This window comes from Bradyrhizobium sp. CCBAU 53415 (genome assembly GCF_028128735.1).
Lineage (GTDB): Bacteria > Pseudomonadota > Alphaproteobacteria > Rhizobiales > Xanthobacteraceae > Bradyrhizobium.
The window spans coordinates 530,579-554,742 of the sequence record NZ_LBJF01000026.1 but is presented as its reverse complement, the minus strand read 5'-3'; the positions used below and the strand labels follow the sequence as shown (position 1 = coordinate 554,742).

Annotated in this window: 25 protein-coding genes and 1 pseudogene; 15 read left to right on the top strand and 11 right to left on the bottom strand. The window is 63.1% G+C overall.

All coding sequences use genetic code 11. The features are described from left to right. Positions 1-352: 352 nt before the first annotated feature. Positions 353-1,396, top strand: a complete 1,044-nt coding sequence (cax, locus tag XH87_RS26740) for a calcium/proton exchanger (RefSeq protein WP_271589529.1) — start codon at positions 353-355, stop codon at positions 1,394-1,396. Between the two features lie 40 nt (positions 1,397-1,436). Here the strand turns inward: cax and XH87_RS26735 are convergent. After that, a pseudogene (locus XH87_RS26735) lies at positions 1,437-1,608 on the bottom strand (DUF1328 domain-containing protein). Positions 1,609-1,929: 321 nt separating this feature from the next. Here XH87_RS26735 and XH87_RS26730 point away from each other — a divergent pair. Continuing rightward, positions 1,930-2,607, top strand: a complete 678-nt coding sequence (locus XH87_RS26730; RefSeq protein ID WP_271589528.1) for a ZIP family metal transporter — start codon at positions 1,930-1,932, stop codon at positions 2,605-2,607. On the opposite strand, the gene hpnK is transcribed toward XH87_RS26730, so the two are convergent. After that, complete coding sequence (gene hpnK / locus XH87_RS26725) at positions 2,600-3,505, bottom strand: hopanoid biosynthesis-associated protein HpnK (RefSeq protein WP_271589527.1); 906 nt, start codon at positions 3,503-3,505, stop codon at positions 2,600-2,602. The genes XH87_RS26730 and hpnK overlap by 8 nt on opposite strands. A 207-nt stretch (positions 3,506-3,712) precedes the next feature. On the opposite strand from hpnK, the gene XH87_RS26720 reads away from it, so the two are divergent. The 7 genes from XH87_RS26720 (at position 3,713) to XH87_RS26690 (ending at position 12,595) form a co-directional block, all read left to right on the top strand. Beyond that, entirely contained in the window at positions 3,713-6,325 is a 2,613-nt protein-coding gene (locus tag XH87_RS26720; RefSeq protein WP_271589526.1) for an MMPL family transporter, read from the top strand. Between the two features lie 63 nt (positions 6,326-6,388). Continuing rightward, the gene (trhA, locus tag XH87_RS26715) at positions 6,389-7,195 is read left to right on the top strand and encodes a PAQR family membrane homeostasis protein TrhA (protein WP_271589525.1); all 807 of its coding nucleotides are present in this window, start codon (positions 6,389-6,391) and stop codon (positions 7,193-7,195) included. An 84-nt stretch (positions 7,196-7,279) separates the two neighbouring features. After that, positions 7,280-8,311, top strand: a complete 1,032-nt coding sequence (locus XH87_RS26710; protein WP_271589524.1) for an AI-2E family transporter — start codon at positions 7,280-7,282, stop codon at positions 8,309-8,311. A gap of 192 nt (positions 8,312-8,503) precedes the next feature. Continuing rightward, the gene (locus XH87_RS26705; RefSeq protein ID WP_271589523.1) at positions 8,504-9,523 is read left to right on the top strand and encodes a glycosyltransferase; all 1,020 of its coding nucleotides are present in this window, start codon (positions 8,504-8,506) and stop codon (positions 9,521-9,523) included. Beyond that, positions 9,520-10,632: an AI-2E family transporter gene (locus tag XH87_RS26700; RefSeq protein WP_271589522.1), complete on the top strand. Its 1,113-nt coding sequence runs from the start codon at positions 9,520-9,522 to the stop codon at positions 10,630-10,632. The genes XH87_RS26705 and XH87_RS26700 overlap by 4 nt, the downstream gene beginning before the upstream one ends. Further along, positions 10,629-11,951 (top strand): class I SAM-dependent methyltransferase, encoded by a 1,323-nt coding sequence (locus XH87_RS26695; RefSeq protein ID WP_271589521.1) that lies wholly within the window; start codon positions 10,629-10,631, stop codon positions 11,949-11,951. Before XH87_RS26700 ends, XH87_RS26695 begins: the two co-directional genes overlap by 4 nt. Continuing rightward, positions 11,951-12,595 (top strand): hypothetical protein, encoded by a 645-nt coding sequence (locus XH87_RS26690; RefSeq protein WP_271589520.1) that lies wholly within the window; start codon positions 11,951-11,953, stop codon positions 12,593-12,595. The genes XH87_RS26695 and XH87_RS26690 overlap by 1 nt, the downstream gene beginning before the upstream one ends. Here XH87_RS26690 and hpnA read toward each other — a convergent pair. Both hpnA and XH87_RS26680 read right to left on the bottom strand, forming a co-directional pair. Next, complete coding sequence (gene hpnA, locus XH87_RS26685) at positions 12,560-13,669, bottom strand: hopanoid-associated sugar epimerase (protein ID WP_333909198.1); 1,110 nt, start codon at positions 13,667-13,669, stop codon at positions 12,560-12,562. The genes XH87_RS26690 and hpnA overlap by 36 nt on opposite strands. Further along, positions 13,597-14,316, bottom strand: a complete 720-nt coding sequence (locus XH87_RS26680) for a phosphorylase family protein (protein ID WP_271589519.1) — start codon at positions 14,314-14,316, stop codon at positions 13,597-13,599. The genes hpnA and XH87_RS26680 overlap by 73 nt, the downstream gene beginning before the upstream one ends. Before the next feature lie 200 nt (positions 14,317-14,516). Here XH87_RS26680 and hpnI point away from each other — a divergent pair, with 200 nt between their 5' ends. The 4 genes from hpnI to XH87_RS26660 all read left to right on the top strand — a co-directional run bounded on the left by hpnI (position 14,517) and on the right by XH87_RS26660 (position 17,774). After that, on the top strand, positions 14,517-15,788 hold the full coding sequence (hpnI, locus tag XH87_RS26675) for a bacteriohopanetetrol glucosamine biosynthesis glycosyltransferase HpnI (protein ID WP_333909197.1): 1,272 nt from the start codon (positions 14,517-14,519) through the stop codon (positions 15,786-15,788). A 152-nt stretch (positions 15,789-15,940) separates the two neighbouring features. After that, entirely contained in the window at positions 15,941-16,084 is a 144-nt protein-coding gene (locus XH87_RS26670; RefSeq protein WP_157460834.1) for a hypothetical protein, read from the top strand. A 293-nt stretch (positions 16,085-16,377) separates the two neighbouring features. Next, entirely contained in the window at positions 16,378-16,668 is a 291-nt protein-coding gene (locus XH87_RS26665; protein ID WP_271589517.1) for a hypothetical protein, read from the top strand. Positions 16,669-17,087: 419 nt separating this feature from the next. Continuing rightward, positions 17,088-17,774 carry a peptidoglycan-binding domain-containing protein gene (locus XH87_RS26660; RefSeq protein WP_271589516.1) on the top strand — a complete coding sequence of 229 codons (687 nt, stop codon included), beginning with the start codon at positions 17,088-17,090 and terminating at the stop codon, positions 17,772-17,774. Between the two features lie 111 nt (positions 17,775-17,885). On the opposite strand, the gene XH87_RS26655 is transcribed toward XH87_RS26660, so the two are convergent. The 3 genes from XH87_RS26655 to XH87_RS26645 all read right to left on the bottom strand — a co-directional run bounded on the left by XH87_RS26655 (position 17,886) and on the right by XH87_RS26645 (position 20,081). Beyond that, positions 17,886-18,299: a hypothetical protein gene (locus XH87_RS26655; RefSeq protein WP_271589515.1), complete on the bottom strand. Its 414-nt coding sequence runs from the start codon at positions 18,297-18,299 to the stop codon at positions 17,886-17,888. 108 nt (positions 18,300-18,407) lie between these two features. Next, positions 18,408-19,625 carry a cation:proton antiporter gene (locus tag XH87_RS26650; RefSeq protein WP_271589514.1) on the bottom strand — a complete coding sequence of 406 codons (1,218 nt, stop codon included), beginning with the start codon at positions 19,623-19,625 and terminating at the stop codon, positions 18,408-18,410. A gap of 78 nt (positions 19,626-19,703) precedes the next feature. Next, complete coding sequence (locus tag XH87_RS26645) at positions 19,704-20,081, bottom strand: hypothetical protein (RefSeq protein WP_271589513.1); 378 nt, start codon at positions 20,079-20,081, stop codon at positions 19,704-19,706. 340 nt (positions 20,082-20,421) lie between these two features. Between XH87_RS26645 and XH87_RS26640 the strand changes: the two genes are divergently transcribed. After that, positions 20,422-21,147, top strand: coding sequence for a Crp/Fnr family transcriptional regulator (locus XH87_RS26640; RefSeq protein ID WP_271589512.1), 726 nt, complete (start codon positions 20,422-20,424; stop codon positions 21,145-21,147). Between the two features lie 166 nt (positions 21,148-21,313). On the opposite strand, the gene XH87_RS26635 is transcribed toward XH87_RS26640, so the two are convergent. The 4 genes from XH87_RS26635 to XH87_RS26620 all read right to left on the bottom strand — a co-directional run bounded on the left by XH87_RS26635 (position 21,314) and on the right by XH87_RS26620 (position 23,706). After that, entirely contained in the window at positions 21,314-22,558 is a 1,245-nt protein-coding gene (locus XH87_RS26635; RefSeq protein WP_271589511.1) for a DUF4142 domain-containing protein, read from the bottom strand. A gap of 118 nt (positions 22,559-22,676) precedes the next feature. Then, positions 22,677-23,063 carry a hypothetical protein gene (locus XH87_RS26630; RefSeq protein WP_271589757.1) on the bottom strand — a complete coding sequence of 129 codons (387 nt, stop codon included), beginning with the start codon at positions 23,061-23,063 and terminating at the stop codon, positions 22,677-22,679. 64 nt (positions 23,064-23,127) lie between these two features. Beyond that, complete coding sequence (locus XH87_RS26625) at positions 23,128-23,349, bottom strand: hypothetical protein (protein ID WP_271589510.1); 222 nt, start codon at positions 23,347-23,349, stop codon at positions 23,128-23,130. A gap of 153 nt (positions 23,350-23,502) precedes the next feature. After that, complete coding sequence (locus tag XH87_RS26620; protein WP_035701081.1) at positions 23,503-23,706, bottom strand: CsbD family protein; 204 nt, start codon at positions 23,704-23,706, stop codon at positions 23,503-23,505. A 115-nt stretch (positions 23,707-23,821) separates the two neighbouring features. On the opposite strand from XH87_RS26620, the gene XH87_RS26615 reads away from it, so the two are divergent. Continuing rightward, entirely contained in the window at positions 23,822-24,064 is a 243-nt protein-coding gene (locus XH87_RS26615) for a hypothetical protein (protein WP_271589509.1), read from the top strand. Positions 24,065-24,164: the final 100 nt, after the last annotated feature.

The window sequence follows — 24,164 nt, the reverse complement described above, 5'->3', positions numbered from 1 at the left end:
AGGTGGCCTCGACGAATGGTCCGGTGCCGTGCCAAGGAAAACGGCAAAGGTCATCACTCATGCGGCCTCGCATTGCCTCCGCCTTGTCCGGTTGCGTACCAAGATCAACCCTCCGCGCAGCGAACGCTGCGCATCCTGCTTCGTTGATCATCGCAAACTGCCCGGAACCAAATGCGAGGAGCCTCGCGCCCCGCCGCTCCGTCGGCTACGTTCCGTCGGGTGCCCCGCTGCAAATCCCGGTGACTACCTTTTGCGGGGCAGCCAGGAGCCAGTCGCCAATTTGCCAAAGTCCAACGTCTCCAGAGCAACGGACATCTTTTCGCGATACGGTGCCCTCGCGCGCATTGCGCCGTTGGCGTTCGTTCTGCTCACGCCGCTGGGCGAGTACCTATTTCACCTTTCGCCGATCTGGGTCTTCGGATCCGGTGTCCTTGCGATAGCCGTGCTCGCCGAGTGGATCCGCGTTGCAACGGACCAGCTCTCCACCCATACCGGTCCTGCCTTGGGCGGTCTCCTGACGGTCAGCCTGGGAAGCCTGGCCGAACTCATTCTAGCCTTGTTCGTTCTCTGGCGCGGCCAGGTGGACGTCGTCCATGCCCAGATCACCGGGTCCGTTGCTGCGACCTGCTTGCTGGGACTCGGACTGGCCATCGTCGCCGGCGGGCTCAATCGCGAGCGGCAACGCTTCACCCAAGCCCGCGCCGGGCTGTTGTCGAGCATGCTCGTTCTGTCGGTGATCGCTCTTCTGCTGCCCGCGGTGTTCGATTACACGGGCCGCAGCATTCGTCACATCCATGACGTCGGTGCCTCCGACGAACTGCTCAGCCTCGCCGTGTCTGTCGTGTTGCTGATTCTCTATGCGGGAAACCTCGTCTTCACACTGATCACCCACCGCAACGTCTTCGCGGCCAACGAGGACGCTTCGGCCGAACCGGCCTGGTCGGCGACGATATGCCTAGTCGTGCTCTTGGCGTGCACTGGGGCTGCGGCCCTGCAGAGCGAATTCGTCTCCGGCGCTCTGACGGAGGCAGCCAAATCGACGGGCGTGACACCACTCTTTCTCGGCGTCGTCGTGCTGGCGCTCGTCGGCACCAGTTCGGACATATTTGCCGCCGTCTGGTTTGCCCGGCGCGACCGGATGGGTCTCGTGATGACGCTCTGCATCGGATCGGCGATCCAGGTCGCGTTGGTCGTCGCGCCGCTCCTGGTCATTTTCTCCTGGCTGATCGGCAAGCCGATGACCCTCGTCTTCCAAAATCCCGTCGACCTGTTCACGATCGCCGGCACTGCGTTCATCGTCAACGCCATCACGAGGGACGCCGAGACCACCTGGTTCGAAGGCCTGCTGCTGATCGGCGTCTACGTCGTTCTGGCGCTGGCGTACTACTTTTCCTGAAGGTGCGACGGCGGAGAAGCGGGCACCAGGTTCCGCGCGGCTACAAAATTAACTCTCCTGCCAGAAAGGCAAGAAGCACGAACACCACAAAGATCGCGATAGCTGCAAAAAAAGCCATTTGGCAATCGTGGATGCACCAGCAGCGATTCCGTTGAAGCCGAAGAATCCGGCTACGATGATATTACGAAGAGAATCAACGCCCATTTCAGCATGCCACGCTCCCACGCTTCACCATGGATGAGGTATGTCAACCGGTCCCTGTCGACCACGCTCTCGGACCACCCCGCGACAATCGTCGCAAACTGCGAGCGTTCCGATCAAGACGCTTCCAAAGCGCACGATAGGTGCGGCTGCGTACGCCTGAGCACCACCGCGACCGAAACCTACCCTCCCAGCGCTGCTGACGTTCCCGTAGCGATCGAGAGGTTCAATAGTTGCCGGGTCGGACGCGCTCGACACTGGGTTTGACCGTGCGTTGCTCGCTCCCTCCAAATACGTCGGAACGTCCGCCCTCGAATGCAGGTTTGCACCCCATGTGGAGCTATGCCCTGATTCCAGTCGGCGCCTCGCTGCTTGGCGGCCTCTTCGTCGTGCTCTGGAAGCCGAGCAAGCAGGTCACAAGCGCCGCCCAGCATCTCGCAGCCGGCGTGATCTTCGCTGCTGCCGCTTCCGAGCTGTTGCCCGACGCGATCCGCCGCGGAACCATCTGGCCCGTTGCGATCGGCGCCGCGATCGGCGTGGCCGTCATGCTCATGCTTCGGGTGGCCGAGCAACGTGCCAAGGGCCCGGTCGGGCTGATCGGAGCCGCCGCCGTCGATGCCCTCCTCGATGGCATCGTACTCGGCCTCGGATTCGCTGCCGGGCAGAAGCAGGGGATGCTGCTCGCGATCGCGCTCTCGATCGAATTCCTGTCGCTGGCCGTCGGAATCGCCGCCGCGTTCCGGGGCGGCGTCCGCAAATGGGTCCTGCTCGCCGCCACCTTCGGCGTGTCATGCATGGTCCCGGCAGGATCGCTCCTGGCGCTGCCGATATCGCACAGCCCGAACGCGCTTCGAACGGCCGCATTCTCCTTCGGCCTCGTTGCACTGCTCTATCTTGCGGTCGAGGAACTGCTGGTCGAGGCCCACGAGGTCGAGGACCGCCTCTGGACGACGGCCATGTTCTTCGTCGGCTTCATCGGACTGATCATTCTCACGGAAAGGCTCAGCTGACCGGATCAGCCCGCGCGCCGGCCATCGCTGCGCCCTGCACGCCGACCGGCTCGGCACGTCGAAGGCTTGCATAGCCTCCGATTCTCGCTTCGATGCGACGAAGCCCGGCAATGATCCCCGGAGAGCTCAGGGCCGCAAGCTCATCGCAGTAGCGATACCCCTTCGCACAGCCGGGAAACTTGTCGCTCGTTGCAGGATGGAGGTAGATCTCCACGATTCCCGCGGGAAGGTGACTGAGGAGGCCCAACAGCCGGTCGCGCGTGAAGGCGCCCGACCAGGCAAGTCCGAACACCGCATCCGGCGCGATAAATCCGGCTCGCCGAACCACACCCCTCAGGACCTTTGCATGAGCCTGCAAAGCAAGATTCGACAGACCGGCGGAGATCTTCTCGACCTTGCGCAGCTGCCTTCGCGGCTCGACGGGAATCCGGATCGCCGGAACGGCAAATCGCCGTGCGATTTCGAGCAGGTCCGACAGGATCATGGGATGAAGGTGAAAGTGCTTGTGTGCGTTCACGTGATCGAGCGTTAGCCCGGTCCGGACGAAGGCTTCGAATTGCGCTTCCATCTCGGCGCGCAGTTGCCGCCGTATCGCCGGGTCGAGTCCGAGAGCGAGCGCGAGCCCCACTTGATCGGCCCTCAGCCGCCCGTCCGCAGCGAGCAGACCAGGAACTCGGTCCTTGGCCGAAACGGCTTCACCCTCGAGCAGAGTGAGATGCAGTCCGACATTCAGCCCTGGCAGGCGATGTGCGCGGGCAACGGCGTCCGCGGCCGCTGCCCCACCGACCATCAGGCTGGCGGCGCTCAGCGCACCGCTCCGGTGAGCGCTCTCGACCGCTTCGTTGATCTCGGGCGCGAGCCCGAAATCGTCGGCATTGATCACGAGGCGATGCAACATGGCTCGATCCGGGTGGGCCTGTCGGAGCAAGCACACCAGGTTGCATTTCGTTCCTTGGTCGACACACCGTCTGAAGGACCGGAACCGTACCAAACCCACCTTTTCTCGACGGTCTTCGAAACTGCAGGAACTTGCGCGTACGACGACGTTTGATCGACCACGGCCCCGCGGCCTTCACTCGGCCCCTCATGCGAAGCGTTCGCCGCCATGATCAACAGCCTCATCGTGCGGATCGTCGATGTCTGCGCGCAGCACAAATGGACGACGCTTGCGTTCGGAATCGTGCTCATGACCGGCTGCACTGTGTTCGCCGCCCTGCACTTCCGGATCAACACCGACGTCGACGTCCTGCTCGCACAGGACCTGCCGTGGCACCAGCGCCAACGCGAACTCGAGCGGGCGTTCCCGCAGCGTGGAATCACCGTGGTCGTCGAAGGAAGTACGGCAGAGGGCGCAACGCTGGCCGCCGACCGCCTGGCCGGCGCGCTTCGTGACGATCGCGCCTATGTCCGCCAGTTGAACAGGCCGGACGCCGGCTTGACCCTCGAGGGCAACGGGCTGCTGTACAGCTCGGAAGCCGATCTCAAGCAACTGGCTGGCGGCCTCACCAGGGCCAAACCTCTTCTGAGCGGCCTGGCTTCGGACCCCTCTTTGCGGGGCGTCCTCACCGTGCTGACCTCCGTCGTTAGGTCAGGCGAGGTCGATCTCGCTTCCCTGTCTTGGCCGCTGTCGCAGGCGAGCAGAACCCTGGAAGATGTGCTGGCCGGGCGACCCGCCGCCTTTTCGTGGCAAGCTCTGCTGAAAGGCCATGATCTGCCGCTCAGCCAAAAGCGACACTTCATCGAGGTCGCTCCCGTTCTCAACTTCGATCAATTGCAGCCCGGCCGCGGCGCGACAGAGGCCATCAGGAGTACCGCGCATGACTTTGCGCTGAGACGAGATTATGATGCGACCGTCGCGCTGACCGGACAGGTTCCTATGAACGACGAGCAGTTCTCGGTCATCCGCGAAAGCGCCGTTCGCGACACGCTGGCCGCGGCCCTCGGCGTGGTCGTCGTGCTCTGGCTCGCCCTCCGGTCGTGGAAGCTGATCGCTGCCGTTCTGTTCAGTCTTGCGGTCGGTCTTGCGGCAACCGCCGCTCTCGGCCTGCTCATGGTCGGCTCGTTCAATCTGATCTCGATCGCATTCTTCGTGCTGTTCGTCGGTCTCGGCGCCGATTTCGGCATTCAGCTCAGCGTACGCTACCGTGCCGAACGCCATGACATCGGCGACCTCCGAAAGGCGCTCAGGAGCGCAGCACACAAGGCCGGCGATCCTCTCGCATTGGCCGCCGCTGCAACGACGGTCGCCTTCTTCGCCTTTCTGCCGACCAACTACCGCGGTCTCTCCGAACTCGGACTGATCGCCGGATTCGGCATGATTCTCGCGTTTGCATTCAGCATCACGATGGTGCCGGCGGCGCTCATGCTGCTGGCTCCCCAGGGGGAGCCGGCGCCGATCGGCTTTCCCTGGCTCGCGCCGATCGAGTCCTTTCTGCAACGTCACCGGGCCGTCGTCCTTGCGCTGACGGCCATCGCCATCCTCGCGGGCATTCCGCTCCTGCTTCAGCTCCGGTTCGACTTCAATCCGGTCAACCTGCAAGATCCCTCTTCGCCTGCGGTCGTCACCTATCGACGGTTGCAGCAGGACCCGCTGGCGGCCAGTCTGGGAGCCGAACTGCTCGTCGGCAGCGTCGCTGAGGCCGATCAAGAAGCGAAGCGGCTTTCAGCGCTGCCGCAGGTCGAGCGAACATTGACCCTCTCCAGCTTCATCCCGGCGAACCAGGACGAGAAACTTGCCGTCCTGCACCGGGCAAACGCGGTTCTCGGACCCGCGCTGCGGCCTGCAGGCAAGCTGCAACCACCGACCGATGAGGAGAACGTCGCGGCCCTCAATGCAGCCGCCAAAGTGCTCAATGAAGCTGCCGACCATGCCGAAGACTCAGGGGCAGGCGCAACGCGCGAATTCGCCGGGCTCATCCAGCGCCTGGCCCGCGCCGATCCTGCGGCGCGGGACCGCGCCGAACTCGCATTCATCCGCCCATTGACTTACGACCTCGAGGCGCTCCGATCCGGCTTGTCGGCCGATCGCGTGACGCGCGAGACGCTGCCGCAAGACCTGAAGCGGGATTGGGTGCTTCCGGACGGCCGGGCGCGTGTGCAGATCGTGCCGAAAGGAAACGCCAACAACGTCGACGTCCTGCGCGCCTTCGCGCGGGCCGTGCTCGGTGTTGCTCCCGACGCAAGCGGGGCGGCGATCAGCTACTACGAGTCGAGCCGCACCGTAACCAGCGCGTTCGTCCAGGCCGGCATCCTGGCGCTACTGGCGATTACCGTTCTGCTCTACGTCGCGTTGCGGAGGATCGGCGACGTGCTCCTGACTCTCATTCCCCTGCTCGTCGCAGGTCTTCTTGCGCTCGAGATCATGGTGATATGGGGGCTGCCGCTGAACTTTGCGAACATCGTCGCGCTTCCTCTCCTCCTCGGCGTGGGGGTTGCATTCAAGATCTACTACATCATGGCTTGGCGAGCCGGAAAGACCGGCTTGTTGCAATCTGCCCTGACGCAAGCGGTCGTGTTCAGCGCCCTGACCAATGCGGTTGCGTTCGGAAGCATGTGGGCCTCCAGATATCCGGGTATGTCGAGCATGGGCAAACTGATGGCCCTGTCGCTTCTCTGCACCATGACGGCCGCCGTGTTGTTTCAGCCGGTGCTGATGGGCCCTCCGAGGGACGTCAAGCCGTTCGCACACGAAAGTCCCGAGGCGCCACCGGCCGAATGAAGACACGGTCCGCGACCGGTCCAAGTCCAGTCCTGGCCTAGGAACGACCGCTGGAACGGTCGATTGGAAACGGGCGCGATCGCTGCCGCGTCCTGCGTAAGCGCATCACCTGCGATGACAACACCTGCCCCCTGGCCGATCTTCATGCGTGTTACAACCGCCACACTCAAAGCTCATGGCCTCCGTGCCGCACCGCGCCGTCGGCCGACCACCGAACCGGCTGCGCCGATCGACTGGCCGTACAGCCCGCTCGAGATCCGCGCCGACCTCCTCATTCATGGCCTAGGTCTCTGTTTCGGGCTTTCGGCGGTCCTGCCGCTGCTCACGGCTCTGGTGCGTCTGCAGGACATGCAGCAGCGGGCTGCCGTCACGATCTATCTCATCGGGCTGCTGACGGCCCTTGGCACTTCGGCAGCCTTCAATCTCTGGCCGATCAGTCCCACCAAGTGGTTGCTGCGCCGCTTCGACCATGCCGCCATCTATCTTCTGATCGCCGGCACTTACATGCCGTTCATCGTGAAGGCGGAGCAGCCCGACGTCAGGCTGATATTTCTCGTCAGCGTCTGGAGCGCCACGGCAGCAGGTGTCGCGCTCAAGCTGTTCGTGCCTGGCCGCTACGATGGGCTGTCGATCGTCGCCTATCTGCTGATGGGGTGGTGTGGCCTCACCCTATGCAATGGACAAGCAGCTGCGCTTCCCGCCTCCGTCAGCCGGTTGATGATCGCTGGCGGCGTTTCGTTCAGCGTCGGTATCGTCTTTCATCTCTGGCGACGGCTGCGTTTCCAGAACGCGATCTGGCACTGCTTCGTCCTGGCCGGAATTGTCCTCCACTATCTGGCGATCCTCAGGATCGCCAACGACCACGCCTGACGAAACACGCGCATTTGGTCAATCCTAGAGCGGGGCCAGGCGAAACAGCGGAGCACCCATTTCGTTAGTCGGGATACGGAGCAGATGACGCAGATGTCGGCCGGCGAGTTTGCCAAACGCGCCGCGATCGTGGTGATGATCGCGGCGCTGCCGCCCTTGCTGTGGTACCTGCGAGACTTCCTCCTCGTTCTCGTCGGTGCAGTTCTGGTGGCGATGCTCCTCCAGCTCGTCAGCGAGCCGTTCACGAGGTGGCTCGGACTGCCGCACGGCCTTGCCCTCACGGTTTCCGGTCTGCTCATTCTCTGCATCACCGGCGGAACGGTCTACCTGTTCGGCACGCAACTGGTCTCCGAGATACAGGACGTGGTGAACCGCGCCGAAGCCGCGACATCCTCCATTCGCGAGAGTCTGGAGCACTCGGAGCTGGGCCGGCTGGTTCTCGCGCATGCCGGAACGGGGAGCATCTCGGTGACAAGCCTCGCCGGCAACCTCGCCAGCCAGAGCATGCAGGTTCTGGAGCAGATCGTCTTCACGGTCGCTGCCGGAGTTTATCTGGCGGTGCAGCCGAATCTCTACCGCAAGGGATTGGCGGCCCTTTTCAATCCGGGCAGCCGGCGGGATGCAGAGGAGACGCTCGACGACATCGGCCGAGCATTGCGCCTGTGGCTGCTCGGGCAGGGAATCCAGATGTTCCTCATCGGAGCTCTGTCCGCCGGGGCGGTCTGGCTGATCGGCCTGCCCTCACCCATCGCGCTCGGCGCCATCGCCGGCGTCTGCGAATTCGTCCCATATCTCGGTCCGCTGATCGCGTCCGTTCCTGCGATCCTGGTGGCCATGAATTCAGGCCTCTACACCGCAATCTGGACCATCGTGGCGTATCTGATCATCCATCAGATCGAGGGGAACGTCATCGTACCGATCATTCAGCGACAGTTGATCTTCCTGCCACCGGCCGTCCTCATCCTCAGCATCGTGGTCGTCAGCATGATCTTCGGGGATATCGGAATCATCTTCGCCGCGCCGATGACCGTGATCGCCTTTGTGGTGGTCAAGAAGCTCTATCTCCGCGAAGTGCTGGGACAACCCACGAGCTTGCCGGGCGAACCCGCGCCGTAAACAGGAACCTATCCCACGCCCGCCCATTAAGCGGTTCGGGTGTGACGGCCGAGGCCCGCGATGGATCTGGCGATATCGATTGCATGGCTCATCTGTGCTATTTGGCTGATCGTGCACGCCAGCCGCCAGCGCGGCTTGCTGCCTTCGCTCGGATATTTGCGCTCGCCTCAGGACGATTTTCCCGACATCTGCGTGATCATCCCGGCCCGCAACGAAGCATGCAACCTTGCCGCTTGTCTCCGGGCGCTGGTGGCGCAGAATTATCCTAGACATCGTCTCACGGTCGTGGTCGTCGACGACAACTCTCTCGATGAGACCCTAGCGATCGCCACATCGTTCGCAGCCCGGTCGCCGTTGATCCGGCCGGTGAGCAATCCACCGCTTCGCAACGGATGGGTCGGAAAGCCGCAGGCCTGCTGGACCGGCGTGCAGTTCGCTCCGGCCGACGCAGAATGGCTGTGTTTTATCGACGCTGACGTTCGGGCCGAGCCGTCCCTCCTGACCAGAGCGGTTCGCAACGCAGAGGATCAAGGGCTCGATCTGCTGTCGCTTGCGCCCCGTCAGGAACTGGTAAGCTTTCCGGAGCGCCTGCTGATCCCGTGCGGATTCTATCTGTTGGCCTTCAGCCAGGACCTCGCATCCTTGCAAGGTCCAGGCACCCCGGGCGTCACTGTCAGTGGCCAGTTCATGCTCGTTCGGAAATCGGCCTATGCGGCCGTGAACGGCCACGCCGCCGTTCGCGACGCGATCTGCGAGGATACCGCTTTGGCTCACCTGATCAAGCAGGGCGGGGGGCGGGTGCTGCTGGCCGACGGACGGACCGCATTGACCGCGCGCATGTACCGGGGCTGGGCGGACCTGTGGTCCGGCCTTTCGAAGAATCTGGTCGAGATGCTCGGGGGCTCCACCGCCGCCGTGATCACCGCTGGCGCCGTCGTGCTTGCATCCCTGACCAGCGTCCTGCTGCCTGTGCTCTTGGCAGCACGATGTGCCGACGGGATCACCTCGAGCTGCCTCGCTGCTGTGCCTGCTGCAGCAGGAACCGCAGCACTCGTCGGCCTTCACGTCGCCGGCGCGGTCTACCTGCGCATCCCGTTCTGGTATGGTCTGCTGTTTCCGCTCGGATATTCGATCGGCGCATGGCTCGCGATCGAGAGCGTCCGCCGTCATCGCCGGGGACGCATCGTCTGGAAGGGACGGACCTATCCGTGACCCGAACCCAGCCCCCGATCAGCACCGCAAGGGATCACGAGCATGTCGAAAAGCTGTCGACGAATGCGATCCTCTTCATCGTGGCGCTGGCCATCCTTGCCCTGTATGAGCTTCAGCTGGTCCTGCTTCCGTTCGTCTGCGCCGCCGTCGTGAGTTACATATGCTGGCCCGTGATCGGGAGCGCCGCAGCGGCAACCCGCTTGCCGCGAGCGTTGGTCGCGACGGCGGCCTTCCTTGTCATCGTCGGGTTCGGGGCGCTGTTCGGCTGGGTCGGCGTTCCGCCCTTCGCCCGCGAAGTCGCCATCGTGCTCGGCAACCTGCAGGGCACGATCGAGCACGTCGTCCGAGGCGCGGTCGGAGCCGAAAGTGTGACTGTCCTGGGCCAACAGATGTCTGCCCAGGATCTTGCCCGCCAAGCAACTGCAGCTCTGCGGGATGTTCTTTCAACCCCGCGCCTGATCGCCGTGCTGGCCGGCACCACCCTCGGTGCCGGGTTCGGGCTGATGCTCACGTTGGTCCTCCTGTTCTTCTTCATGGTCAGCGGCGACGTGATAGTACACGGCCTGCTTCGGCTCGTTCCCCCCGGGCACCGCAAGCTCGTGACGGATCATCTCCTGATCACGCTCGATCCCGTGCTGCGCCGCTATTTCGTCGGTGTCATCGCTGTCGTGTGCCTGGCGGCGGTCCTCGCCTACGTCGGTCTCGGTCTGGCGCTCGGCGTTCCGCATGCGATCTTTCTCGCCTTGTTGACGGGGCTTCTGGAAGCCATTCCGGTCGTGGGCCCGATCGCCGCCGCCACAATCGCCGGCCTCGTCGCCCTGCAACATGATTCGAGCCTCGGCGCGATCCTCGCCTATGGCGTTTATCTCGCGGCGCTTCGGCTCGTGATCGACCAGTTGATGGGACCGATCCTGCTCGGCGCTGCTGGGCGTGTGCATCCCACCCTCATCATCTTCTGCTTCCTCGCAGGTGGAGCGCTTTTTGGCATCGTCGGCGTGATCACGGCCGTGCCGATTGCGCTCGTGATCCGCACCACTCTGGCCACGCTGTACGACGAAGCGCCCGAGCAGACGAGGCGGAAACGAAATTACGCGCAGGAAACACGATGAGCCTCGTCCACCATCTCCTCGAGCGCCTCGAAGGCAGGTTCGGCAACGAACTTCCTGCGATTCGGCTGATCTTTCCCGACGGCACGGTCTTCTCGTCGACGCGCCCGAACGTCACGATCACGTTCCACTCGGCCGTCGCGTTGAAAGCTCTCATCGTCGGCGACTTCTCGCGCGCGGCCGATTGCTACGTCGCCGGCGACATCTCGGTGGACGGACCGATCGGGAACGTCGTCGATGCCGGAATTGCCCTTGCAGAACGGCTCGGACGGTATTCGCCGGTCGTTCGCGCCGCCCGCCTACCGGCATTGACCCGTCTGCTTCGGAAGCGATCGCGCGATCGGGCCAACATTCGTCACCATTACGACGTCGGCAATGATTTCTATCGGCTCTGGCTGGATCGACAGATGATCTATTCCTGCGCCTATTTCCGCACCGGGCGAGAGGACATCGCGCTTGCACAGGAGCAAAAGCTCGATCACATCTGCCGCAAGCTGCTGCTGCGACCCGGAGATCGGCTGCTCGACCTCGGCTGCGGGTGGGGCGGCTTGGCCATATGGGCGGCGGGGCGCTATGAGGTACGGGTCGTCGGGGTCACCTTGAGCGAGCCGCAACATGCTGCTGCACAGGAAGCCGTCGCCTCCGCCGGACTGTCGGACCGGATCGACATTCAGCTCCGCCACTATCGCGATCTCGACGACGCCAAGCTCTTCGACCGGATCGTTTCGGTCGGCATGTATGAGCACGTCGGGCTCGACAATCTCCCGACCTATTTCCAGACGGTGCACAGGCTGCTGCGGCCCGGCGGAGTATTCTTGAACCACGGGATCGTTTCGACCGACGCCGCCGGCCGTCCGCGCGGACCGCCGGGCGGCGAGTTCATCGACCGGCACGTTTTTCTCGGCGGCGCCGTGCCGCACTTGTCGCGCGTCCTCGTCGAACTCTCCGCGGCCGGCCTCGAATTCGCCGATGCCGAGGATCTTCGTCCGCACTACGCACTGACGCTGCAGCACTGGAGCCGGCGGCTCGAAGCGCGGCTGCCTGACGCCTACGCCACGGCTCGACCGGAGGTCGTCCGTATCTGGCGGGTTTTCCTCGCCGGCATGGCCTGCGCATTCGAGCGCGGTTGGTTATCCATCGCACAGGTGCAAGCGTTCAAGCCCTTGGCCGACGGCTCGGTGCGGCGTCCGTGGACGCGGGATCACCAGTACCTCCCCGCTTCAACGCCCGTCATGGCGCCGCTTCCGTCGACGTCCGAGCCGGCAAGCACCGGTTCGGGTGCCGCGGAGCTGCTCTCATCGACGTCACTGGAGAAACCGTGATGTTGAGCAAGTTGATGGCCGCGATCGATCGGTCGCTCCGCGCTCGTCAGCACATCTTCGAGTACAGCTCGTCGGAAGGTTGCCTGTTCCGGATCCAGCGGGCGAGCAATCCTGGCGCGCTTAAGCTGCCCGATGGAACGTGTCTGCCTCCTGGTGCTCCGATGCTCGCGCTTCACGTCTGGAACGAGCACGTCCCCCCGCTTCCTGCCAGCGGAGCCAATTTGGCCTGGGCACGGCGGCTCTCGCGCGAGATCGACCTTTCACTGCGCGAACTGGCAGCGTTCGTCACGAGCCGCAGCGATCTAGCGGACGTCGCCGCGATCAGTGCAACCCTCGCTTTCGGGTCCGACGCGACCACTCCGCTGATGATCGAACTCTCGGGACGCTTTGGTTTCGCCAAGCCGCTCGAGCAGGCAAGGTCGCGCAGGACGGCCGGCGATCGCCTGCACCAGATCGGGGAGAATATGTTGATCACTTTGCTGGTATGGTCACACAACCCGAGGGCGCTGCGCGGCAACACCATGCGGCGTACCCGCCTGCACGCGTATATGACGCGGGAAACTCTGATCGGGCGGTTTGGCCAGAGGTCCGACCATACCTCTCCCCGGTCACGAACCGACCGCCACCCTCCCGCGTCCGCCTGAGCGCTGCACAAAGAAGCCATTTTCTGCGAACCACCTTAGGGCGTCCTCGACGCCGAGCTGGTAGGGCCTCGCGGCATAGCCAAGCTCACGCTCGGCCTTACGGGTGTTGAAATACATTCGGTGCCGCGCGAGCTGCACGCCCGTCCAGGTCGCCAACGGCTCCCTTCCGGTCAGATAAGCACTGGCCTCGCCGGTCAACGCAGCCGGTACGGCGGCGTACCAAGGCAAGCGCACAGCGCGAAAGCGGCGGCCTAGCTGCGACGCGATCTCTGCCAGCAAGTCCGACAACGCCACGTTCTGGCCACCCAGCACATAGCGTTCGCCGATCCGACCCCGGCGCAACGCCGCCAGGTGCCCCCGAGCCACGTCCTCGACATGGACGAGGTTCAATCCGGTGTCGACGAACGCCGGCATGCGGCCCGTTGCTGCGGCAACCAGGATACGACCGGTGGGCGTCGGACGACTATCACGCGGGCCGATCGGCGCAGACGGATTGACGATCACGGCGGGCAATTTCCGCTCGCGTACCCTTTCGAGAACCAGCCTCTCCGCCAGGATCTTGCTGCGCTTGTAGGGGCCGACAGCCAAGGCGAGCGGCAGACTGTCGGGTTCGTCCGCAACCGGTTCGCTGCCGTTTTCATAGCGCAAAGTGGCGACGCTGCTGGTGTAGACGATGCGCTCGATTCCCGCTCGCAAGGCCTCCGACATCAGATGATCGGTACCAGCCACGTTCGTTGCCAGGAGCTTCGCACCGTGGTGCAGGGACAGCCTGTAGTCCGCCGCGACGTGAAACAAATAGCGGCATCCGTCACAGGCCTTTCGCAGCGAGGCCGGATCCAGGAGATCGCCATGGATGAAGTGGACGCCGGCGCAGGAGAGGTCGGCGCAATTGCTGTCCCTTCGGACCAGTGCCCGGACTCGAAATCCTTGCCGCACGGCTTCGCGCAGCACCGCAGAGCCGATGAAGCCGCTGGCGCCGGTCAGAAGGACATCGGCTGTGCTCAGGGACATCCGGCCCTCATCACCGAACTCTGTTCGTTGGCCGCCTCGCGAGCAGCAATCGCCCGACAACATGCGTCCAGAGAGTGCCTGGCTCGCGGCCAATCCGAACACAGGAGAAACACGGCCGAGGCGTCCCGCGGACGTCGCATCACCAGTTGCCCGAGACGGAGAAGGCTCGTCTGCCCGCTCGAAGAGATGCAGCTGACCGCGGCCTCAGGTACGCGTCGCTGAACGCCATCCATGACGACGCGAACAGCAAGAAACGGTATCCCGTTCACCGCGGCCATACGCGCAATCGCATGCGATTCCATATCGACGGCGAGAGCGCCCGACCGCCGAGCAAGATCGTATCGCGCCGCAGCGCTCGTGACGGCGACATCCGACCCTGTAACCGGACCGTAGATCGCCGACGGCATATCCGAGAGCAGACGACCTGCCCATTCATCGTCAGTCGCGAACCGTTGCCCGTTGGCGACGATTTCCGAGGCGACGACGACGTCACCCACGCTGAGGTCATCACATAGCCCACCGGCAAGCCCAAGGCTCACGAGCCCTTTGCAGCCCGGCGCGCGCAGATTTGCGAGCCGCATCAAGCTTCGCTCCGAGGGCTCGGTTCGATCGTCCGGCGCAAAGTGCCGACCGGCAATTTTCGCCTCGAGCTCCAACGCCACGCAGATGGCGGCGGGCGCAGGCACCTCCGAGCTTCGCATGACCTTCATGGGATTCGGTCTCTGTTGACCACGCACACACCTTGCCAAACGAGCCCAATGGTCCGTCGGAGGTCAAACGCAGACACGGACCTCATGGTTGCTCGCAGCATTGCACAACAATGAGTCTCCTCCTCACCAGCTGACTCTCGGCCTACCCGAAACGGCGGGAAGTCGGTTCGTCGTCGACTCCAACTTAGGAACAGTCCGGCATGCACATTCATTCGCATCAAGTGCCTGCAACGGACCGACCCGGAACGCAGGCTCGGAGCCTCCTCACGGTCGCTCGCCCCTTCTCCTGCCTAGAGCAACGTCATTCGATCATGATAGCACCTAGCCTCCATATCATCGCCGATCTATGTCTTGCCGGTGCCAGCCTCGGCATCCTCTACAACTGTTTCGCTGCCGGTGCCGTTCTCTGGTTCTTCGCTCATGCTCCCGAGCGGTCACCCGAGCGGTCGGCGCCCCGAGCAGTCACAGTGCTCAAACCGATCCATGGCTCCGAACCTGGTCTGTTCAAACGCCTCCAGGATCTCTGCCGGCAGGATCATACGGGACCGGTTCAGCTGGTCGCCGGCGTCCAGAGCGCCCAGGATCCCGCCATCCACGTGGTTCGATTGCTCAAACGCCTGCATCCGGACCTGCACATCGATCTCGTCGTCGACGAACGGTCTCAGGGCATCAATCGCAAGGTAGGAAACCTCGCCAACATGGATTGCGCAATAACATACGATACGATCGTTCTGTCCGACAGCGACATCGTCGTCGGGCCCGACTTCCTGAGACTTGCTACCGCCGAGCTCGATCGTGAAACCACCGGCGCCGTCACCTGCCTCTACTACGGCATTGCGGCCCGTGGCTTATGGGGCCGGCTATCCGCATTGAGCATCAACTCGACCTTCCTTCCGAACGTCATCGTCGCACTGGTCTGCGGCGCGGCCTCGCCGTGTTTCGGCGCGGCAATCGCATTGCGGCGCGACGTGCTGCGGCGAATCGGCGGATTTCGCGCCTTTCGCGACGAGTTGGCCGACGACTTTGCAATCGGCCAAGCCGTAAGGTCGCTCGGGCTCAAGGTCGTCATTCCCCCCTGGGCCGTCGGTCATGTCTGCTTCGAGCCGAATTTCTCTGTCTATTGGCACCACCAACTGCGCATCCATCGCACGATCCGCGCGCTGGACCCGGTGGGTTATGGCGGGCTCATCTTCATGCAGCCGATCATGCTTTCGGTCTTCGCCGGCCTGTTCGGAAGCGCCTATCCGTTACTGCTCGTTGCGATCGCGCTCGCCAGCCGGATCGCCTTGACCGCAACGGTCGCCCGAACGCTACAGATCAGGGGCAAGGAACGGCTGCACATCATGACCCATGTCATCCACGATGCGATCATGTCGGCCGTGTTCGTGGCTGGCTTCTTCGGCGCCAACATCGCCTGGCGCGGGCAGCGCTACCGAATCCTGGAAGACGGCACTCTCGACGACGCGGGTTGAGGGCGGCGCCCGCTGGCGGGCGGCGGGGCCGCGACCTTCTTGCCTCAGAAAGCGAGCGCGGCGGCGTACCGACCGATCATTTCGGCGATTTACAATGCACCGCCAACGGCTCTTATCTGGCGCTCGGACCGCCAGTTGGAGGGCGCATCATCATGGACAGAGTCGAACGCTGCTTTGCAATCATGGTCGTGACCGGCGTTCTCGTCCTGCTCGGCGGCTTGGCTGCCTTGAGCATGATTGGGCCGGCACAGCCGGCAGCATTGCGCGACCTCACTCTGATATCCGATCCGGCCTGAAGCACCGACCGCTCGAGCCCAGGCTCTACGGCAGCCGAGCCGGCTTCGTGAGAAGCCGCCATCGCTAACGACTCAGCGCGCCGCTTGCACCGGAACCGGCGGCTCCCGGAGCCAGCCGATTCTGGTCGGCGGCGGATACGTTCCCGCCGGCCGCCGGCTCCGGCAAAGGCGATCCGCTGAGTCCTACGCCGCCTCGGCTCGCACCGACCGTCGCACCGGCGTCGGTCGCAACATGGTTCGCTCTCGCGTTGAGATCGCCGCTCCGGATATTGGAGCGCTGGACCGGAATCGCAGTGTCCGGACGCGTCGACGACGTTCCGCCACTGGCCTGCCCGGTTGCCGTCGAAGTCGAAGGCTCTTTGTCGGCCTTGCCGGTCGTCTCGGATGACGAAGGGTTTGCCGCCTGCTTGCTTGGTGGGACCGGCGTGACTGACGGTGCAGCCGAAACCGAAGAAGAGGCCTGCGAGCTCGGCGCCGTGCTTGCGCTGCGGCTCGGTGTATTGATGCTCCACAACCACCATCCTATCGCAGCGACTGCGATTGCGGTCACCACGAAGACGGGCCATGCATTCGAACTCGGTTGACGCTGGGGAATTTGTCTCGTCATGTCTTCCTCGATCCTGATCACGAAATTCCTTTCCGTCCCAACTCTGGCTCGGCGGTGCCGTTCCTCAAATTGCAGACCATGCGCGCAAGCATCCTCTTGAAGGCGGCCTCGCTCACTGTGTCCATGTCGATTTGATGCGCAGGCGTTGCGCCCGCGCGCGAGACGTCTGCAATTCAGCCGTCGAATAGAGCAAAGTCGCCACGACCTGCTGCATGCCGTTCGTCCCGAGCTCAAGCGGGTACGGAAGCGTTCAGACCTCCACGGCCGCACGGACTTCCGCATTGGAACGATGCCTTCGCGCGGGTTTTGCCACAACATCGTCGTCGCCGTTTCTGCGTCGGCGTCAACCAACAGAAATGGAGTCATGAAATGAAGAGGACGCAGTACGCTGCCGCAGTGTTCGCCGCAACTTTGCTCGCTGCCCCAGCTGCGGTTGCACAAAGTAGCGGTGGTTCAGCCAACAACAACGACAACGCCAACGGCGCAAATGGCCGCAGCACGGCGAGCCAGCGCGTCAGCAACGAGAACGCTTCCGGAGCTGGCGCCATCTTGACGATCTCGCCATCCGCGGTGCGCCAGGTGCAGCAGGCCATGAACCGTCTCGGCTACGCGGCCGGCCAGGTGAACGGTGTCTGGAATCAGGCTACAGCGGACGCGCTGCTGAACTTCCAGCAAGCGCATGGACTCGAGCCGACCGGCAATCTCAATCTCTCGTCGATCGCAGCTCTCGGGCTCTGGAACAACCTCATTGGCAATCCGCTCGGAAACGGCAACCAGGCCTTGGCCAACAACAACGGCGCGCCGCCGCCTCGAGGTGGTAAGAACGCATCCAACATCGGTGGTGCCCCGCTTCCGTCGCAGCGCATTACGAACGAGGCCCCGAGCGGCGGGCAGACCGTCGGCAGCGCAGGTGGCCAACGCCGCAATTCCTCGCTCACGAACAACGGTGGCGGAGCCGGCAACACGATGAACAACAACGCTGGCAATGCAGCAGGAAATGACCAGGTCAATGCCGGCGGTGGCGCGAATGCCCCGGCCAATGGCGGCGCCACGGACAATACCAATGGCGGATCGAACGAGTAGCCGCCCATCGTGGATCGAGAGCTGCGCAGTTCAGCGCGGCTCTCGAAGCCACAGGTCAAGACTACGACTTCCTTCTGCGTAGCCCCCGTTTTGATGCATCTACGGCGCATTTCAGACCCCGCCTGTCCGAGAGGATGACATGATGAGCAGGACACTCCTACTTGCAGCGATGCTATCGGCCAGCACCGTGCTCGTCGGCTGCAACCGCGAGAACTCGTCGACGGCCGACAAGGGATCCGACACCGGAACGACGTCTTCAAGCAGTGCGGCGCCGAGCCAGACTTCTACGAAAAGCTCCAGCGCCGCACCCAGCCCCACAGCGGAGACCGCCGCGACATCCGCAGATGGCTCGAAGAGCGCGGTGAACTCTTCTGCACCAGGCTCAGGCAGCAAGCCCGGCAACTCGGCCACGGCGGATTCACAAACCATCTCCCCAGCCACGACCGGTAACGCAGCATCCGGGTCAAAGAGTCGCATGCCCGCCAGCGCTAATGCCGGCCAGGGCGACGGCTCCAGCTTGAGCAAGGATCGCGCACCTGGTGCACTGAGCCGGCCGTGATCCGCCCAGCCGCCGTGACCGACCTCTTTGGCTTCCGGTCATGGCGTGCCTGATCGCGCTCTTGCCGGCGTTGCTCAGCGGCTGCAGGAATGGCCGCGCAGCCAGCCTGCGGCGAGGCGTGCAGTCGTGCCGTACAATACCACCGAGGCGAACACCACGAGCCCGATCAGCGCATAGACCTGTTGAGCGTCGGCTTGCCCGAGCTCCGGGCCGACGTGCGCCGCGTAGTAGATGGATGCAACGCCCCGGATTCCGAAGAAGCCGAGCGCAGCGCGCGTTACACGGTCTTGCGGCGAGCCCAGCATTCCCACCGCGACTGCGAATGGGCGCACGATCAGCAACACCAGGATCGCGAAGGCGGTCTCTCGCCAGCCCACGCCGTGCAGAAGGCCGCTCGCAATTGCGAGACCTAACGCAGTCATAACGAGCACCATCCCGAGATTCTCGAACTGATCGGCAGCGTGATTCAGCCGCCGGCTGTAAGCAACGACATCCACCAGATTGCGCATCGTTACCGCTTCACAGAACACCGCGACGAAGCCGTTTCCGTCGACGAGCAGGGCAACCCCATAGGTGGCGAACGCGAGGCCCACCGCCACCAGCCCGCTGTTGGACGTCGACAGGCGGTGACTGCCGGGGAGACGGGCATTGATCTTGACCAGCATCCATCCGAGTCCGACGCCGACGGTTGCGCCTGCCGCCACGTTCCAGGCCGCGTCTCGCACCAACCAGTGCCACAGGCCCCCTAAATCGCTGATCTGCCCCCTCGTCATGAGAAGGCCCAGTATCACAAATGGGTAGGCGGCGCCGTCATTGAGACCGGCTTCCGACGTCAGAGCAAAGCGCGTTTCGCTCTCCTCACCTGAGCCAGGCGGCCCCGCGGCATACTCCGAGGCCAACACCGGGTCGGTCGGTGCGAGCGCCGCTCCGAGCAGGATGGACAGGCCCAGCGGCATTCCCAGCAGGACGTGCGCCAGAAGCGCGATCGCACCGATCGAAAGCGGCATCACCGCCCCCAGCAGCCGCCACGTGCTGCCCCACCCCTTAGAGGAAAATCGCCGATCAAGTTTCAGGCCAGCGCCCAGGACGGCCAGCAGCATGGCGCACAACACCAGGGGTTCCAGCTCGGCCAAACTCAAGAAGTTGGCGGGCACCCCCAGCAAACCGCAGACGAAGCCACCGGCGATGGCGACCATGGCGAGCGATACCGGCACGGATGTGAGAAAGAGCGGCATCCATGCCGACACGATCACCAATCCTCCAACACCGAGGAATACGAGGGCTGTCGCCATGAGAACTCCAAGCACGAAGCGGCGCGGATCACAGCTGGGGTGCGATCCGCGCCCGATCGGTCTTCGACGACGACCAGACTATTTGTTGTTCTGGCCGCCCTGCGCATTGCTGGCGCCGCTGGTCGAACTTCCCGAACCACCGGAGGCGCTTCCGGTGGTCTGGCCCTGTGTGCTGATCTCCGTGAACATGGTCAGCGAGTGCGGCCCGATAACCATCATCACCGGATCCTTGTTGCTGTCCTTGGCGCTGACGATGAAAGATCCTGGCACCACATTGATGTCACTGAAGCCCTGCTTCTGCAGCTTCTGCTTGATCTCCCGCGGCAAGGGCTGAGATGACTGATTGTTCGCTTGATTGTTCGGTGATGCAGACTGAGAGCTGCTGCCCTGCGCGAGGGCGGGAGCCTGAAGCGCAGCGAGGATCAAGAGCGAACACGCGACGAGCCGTCCAGACATTTCACTTCTCCTGGTTTGAAAGGTGATGCGGAGCTTGAACCGACGCGATGGACGAAGGTTCAACGCATAAGGTCCCTTGGTACGTCCTCGTACTGCAATTGCGGCGCGTCTCTTCCAAGTTGCCGTTCGTTCCGGGCACACGGCGAATCTGTCAATTGTCCTGCCGCTCCTCGGCGGTTGGGATGGGCCGCCGCTGTTGCGGAATGACCGCGCTAGGAACGATGGCACCACCCAGAAGTTGGCGGTCACCTAGGCGGCGGGGCCGGTCGGGCCGGCTTCACGGGCACTTCGACCGCTTTCCCGGATCGACAATCGAGTCGTGCGTCAACAGGTCGCTCAAATGGTCAGCAATGCTCTCCTCAAACGAATGCCTCCTGCCGAGTTGCAGCAATTGTTGTCTGCGTCCGAACTGGTCACGCTCGTGCCGCGCCAGGTCATTCACCATTACCAGCTCCCCATGACGCACGTTTACTTCGTCGAGCACGGCCTGGTTTCGATCGCGGCGAAGATTGGGCCTGAGAAGTTCATGGAAGTCTGGCTCGTGGGGGCCGAGGGCATGGTCGGTGCACCGCTGATGCTGGCCCAGCACGCCGAACCGCTCTATCGAAGAACCGTCCAGGTGGGCGGCGCTGCGTTCCGGATCGCAATCGACGCGTTCCGACCAATGTTGCCCCATCTTCCCAGCCTGCAACGCCTATTGAACGCACATCTGGCCGCCGTCCTGGTGCAAACGTCCCAGGCCGGCGCGTGCAATGCGGCGCATCGGCTGGAGCAACGCCTGGCGCGTTGGCTATTGATGGCCCGCCGTGGCCTGGAACGTGACGACATTCCTCTGACGCACGGAATCCTGGCGCAGTTGCTGTGCGTCCGACGCGCGAGCATTACAGACTGCCTCGACCATCTGGAACGCCAGGCGATTGTCAGAACGGATCGCGGTCTTGTCGTGATCCTGGACCATCGCCGCCTAATTGATCTCTGTTGCAATTGCTTCAGAATCATGGATCGGGAATATGATCGTCAGCTATCCTGGTTTCCCGCGCATCTGTCGCAGGGGATCATGGCCTGAGCCGTCGTATCGATCGGCACAGGGGATCAACGTCATCCATCTGCGAGTATCTCAAACCAGCGTCACCGCTTCTCGCTGCGTTGCCAGCTCCTCGCGCTTCAAACGTTGGTGACCCGGCCGATCCAGACCGGGTCACGCGCGGGGCTTCTTCCCTTGAAGGGGACACCTATCCGGGCAATGACGCCTTCAGAGGACGAGCAGCAGCATTGCTGACGCTGCCGTTCAAGATCTTGGTCATGTCGACGTCTCGACCGTAGTATTGACGGTTGTTGTCGTCGTCCCAATTTATGTCGGTGACGCTGATGGTCGCGCCGACATAGGCCCCGGACGTGTTACTCCACATCACGATATCGCCCTTGCCCCAGGATGCCTGACCGTTGGCGGAATAGTTGACGATCGAGAGACCGGCGTCGGCATTCAGAGAGAACTTGTTTCCGCTCTTGAATGCGTCGACCGCGCCCTGGCTCATCAACAGGAACGCGACCTGACCGCCGGATCCGCCGACCTGTGGTCCGAAACTGATCGCGCCGAAGTCATAGAAGGCGGGATCACTCCACTTGCCGTTCTCCCGTACGGTCACCAGTCCCGCTCCACCCCGCACGCCGACGATCGCCGCGCCACGTCCGAAGTCCGGGACCAGATAGAGCCCTTTTGCCTTCTTCAAAGCCTTGGCAAGCTCCGGATCGTCCTGCATGGTCTTCACCATCTGGGCCGCCTCGTTGACGAGCCCCTGGGCGTCGCTCTGGTTGGCAGAATTCGCCTTGCCGACGGTCACATTGCCATGGTCGGCATTATTCCGATCCGCGCTCCCGGTGGCACCACTAGCGCCTGCACCCACGGCGCCAACCTGATCGTTCGCGACCGGAAGATTTTGCGCACTCTGCAGATGTTTTTGCAGGACGGGCAAGGACGCTTGAGCCCATGATCTCAGATCTGCGTTTCCTCCGTTCCCGTTGGCAAAGTCCTGAAAGATCCGAATCGCACGCTGGTGCCCGTCAATCTGACTTTGGCGGTAGCTCTGCTCGAATTTCGTGCCGTTCAGCTGCTGAAGCTGCGCGAGCTTCTCCCGATGCTGTTGATCGAGTCGAGCAGGAATCTCCACCCCCGCCATCTCCGATACGATCCGCTTCAGGTTATTCCCCAGATTCTTGTGATCTGTTTCGATCATCGACGCGAATTCCTTGTAGGCGGGCCGTTTTGCGGTGTTTTCCGCCGCACGCGCCGCTTCGATCTCCATCATGTTTATGTTGGCGGCCTCGTCGACGAACTTCTGAGCGCCCTGCGATTGCGGGACGCTCGGTGCCTGCATCGCGCCGCCGGCGGCACCGCCGGCCGACTTGCCACCATTCTGCGCCGCGGCTGGGAACGTGACGATCATCAACCCTGATAGAGCAAGAGCAATTGTTCTCATGCGAGAATCCTCCATGAAGTCCTGGCGCATGAGCTTAACGCGCCTCCAGATCACAAACGCCGGCCGCAGGTTATGTTTTCAATCCGGACAGTACGCTGGCGCACGTTCCGGTGAATCGTCAGCGCGCGCGATGCGCGTTTCTGACCTGAATCGGCGGAGACGTTGAATGAAACCGATTGGCGATTGCGAGCGCCCGCGATTCGTCGTTTTCCAGAACGATCTTTTGCGCGAGCATGACGTCACCCGGCGGCAAGGCCGCAGCTGGCGCGAAGCAGAGCCCGGCAACCGGATCATCCTTCTCGTTCAGCTCGCGAATGTTCGATATGCTGCCGTAATAAATGCGGTACCTTTGGCCGCTTTCGCTCCCGAGCACATCGACATAGCCGTAAGCATCGAAGGTCTCGCGCTGCGCCGGCGAAAGCCACTCTCTCAATAGCTTTCGGCCCCGCGCCTCAGGCGTTCGCTCGCGTTGCGAGCTCCTGTACAGATCGCGTGCCGCAACCAGCCCCGGCTCCCGGGAGACATGCCGGAACTCCCGGAAGACATGACGCAAGCTGAAGAGCTTCACATTAGCCACCCACAAGCCGCGGAAAGAAGAGCGTCTCATGCACTGTGGGATCGAACGAGCGGACAAATCGCAGGTCGCCTGTAGCGGTCCGCGCTGCGGCCGTGAACCCGGTCGACGTGAGTTGCCGGAAACGTCGTTCGGCCTCGGACGTTTCCCGGGCCTCATCCGGAGCGAACTGATAGCGGGCGTCACCAGTCGAATCCATTACGATTTGCGTTGCCATGTTGAGCTCCCTTGGAGGTTTTGCCGAACCCTTGAAATCCAGCTGTTACGGATGGGTTCCTATCCCGTTTTTCGTCGAGCAAACGTTCTTAGAACGCCCGCATTTCGGTCCTCTGCAACGCGATGGCTGCCAAGCCTTGGCGGCGACGCCCAACTAGGATTTCAGCTTGTTGGACCAATCGTCGACTTCCTGTCTGGCCCGATCCTTCGCGTAGCCGTATCTCTCCTGAAGACGTCCCTCGAGCTGATCTTGCTTGCCGGAGATGACATCAAGATCGTCGTCTGTAAGGTCGCCCCATTGCTCCTTGACCTTGCCCTTCATCTGCTCCCAGTTTCCTTGGATACGATCCCAATCCATTGCGGTCTCCATTCTCGTTTTGGCGGCGCCCCTCTTGGGCTGCAATGCCGTGTCGCTAGTCTCGTTCCAAATCAGGCCGCCTGCTGAATTCCATCGTCCTCGCGATGTGCGCCGATTGGAGATCGATGCCGGTCCGCATGTTATCGCGCGGCCGACAGTCCGCGCGGAAGCGTACCGTCGCGCATTGATCATGATCTATCGCGACCGCCTGGCCGCACATGTCCTGCTGGCGCATCGTCTTCTGCGATCGCGCAAGCAATCCATCGATTATGGCGTGGACGATCCAGACGCATCGGCGCGCATGCAGATGCGGCCGATGCTTCGACCTCTGAATGGTGCGTCACCGCACGAACCGTGATGTTGGCCTTGAGTGAGGGCCTTTACGACATACTACGAACGATGCAAGCCACGCATTGGAACGAACAGCGCAAGCTCGCATTGGCCTCCCGAAATGCACA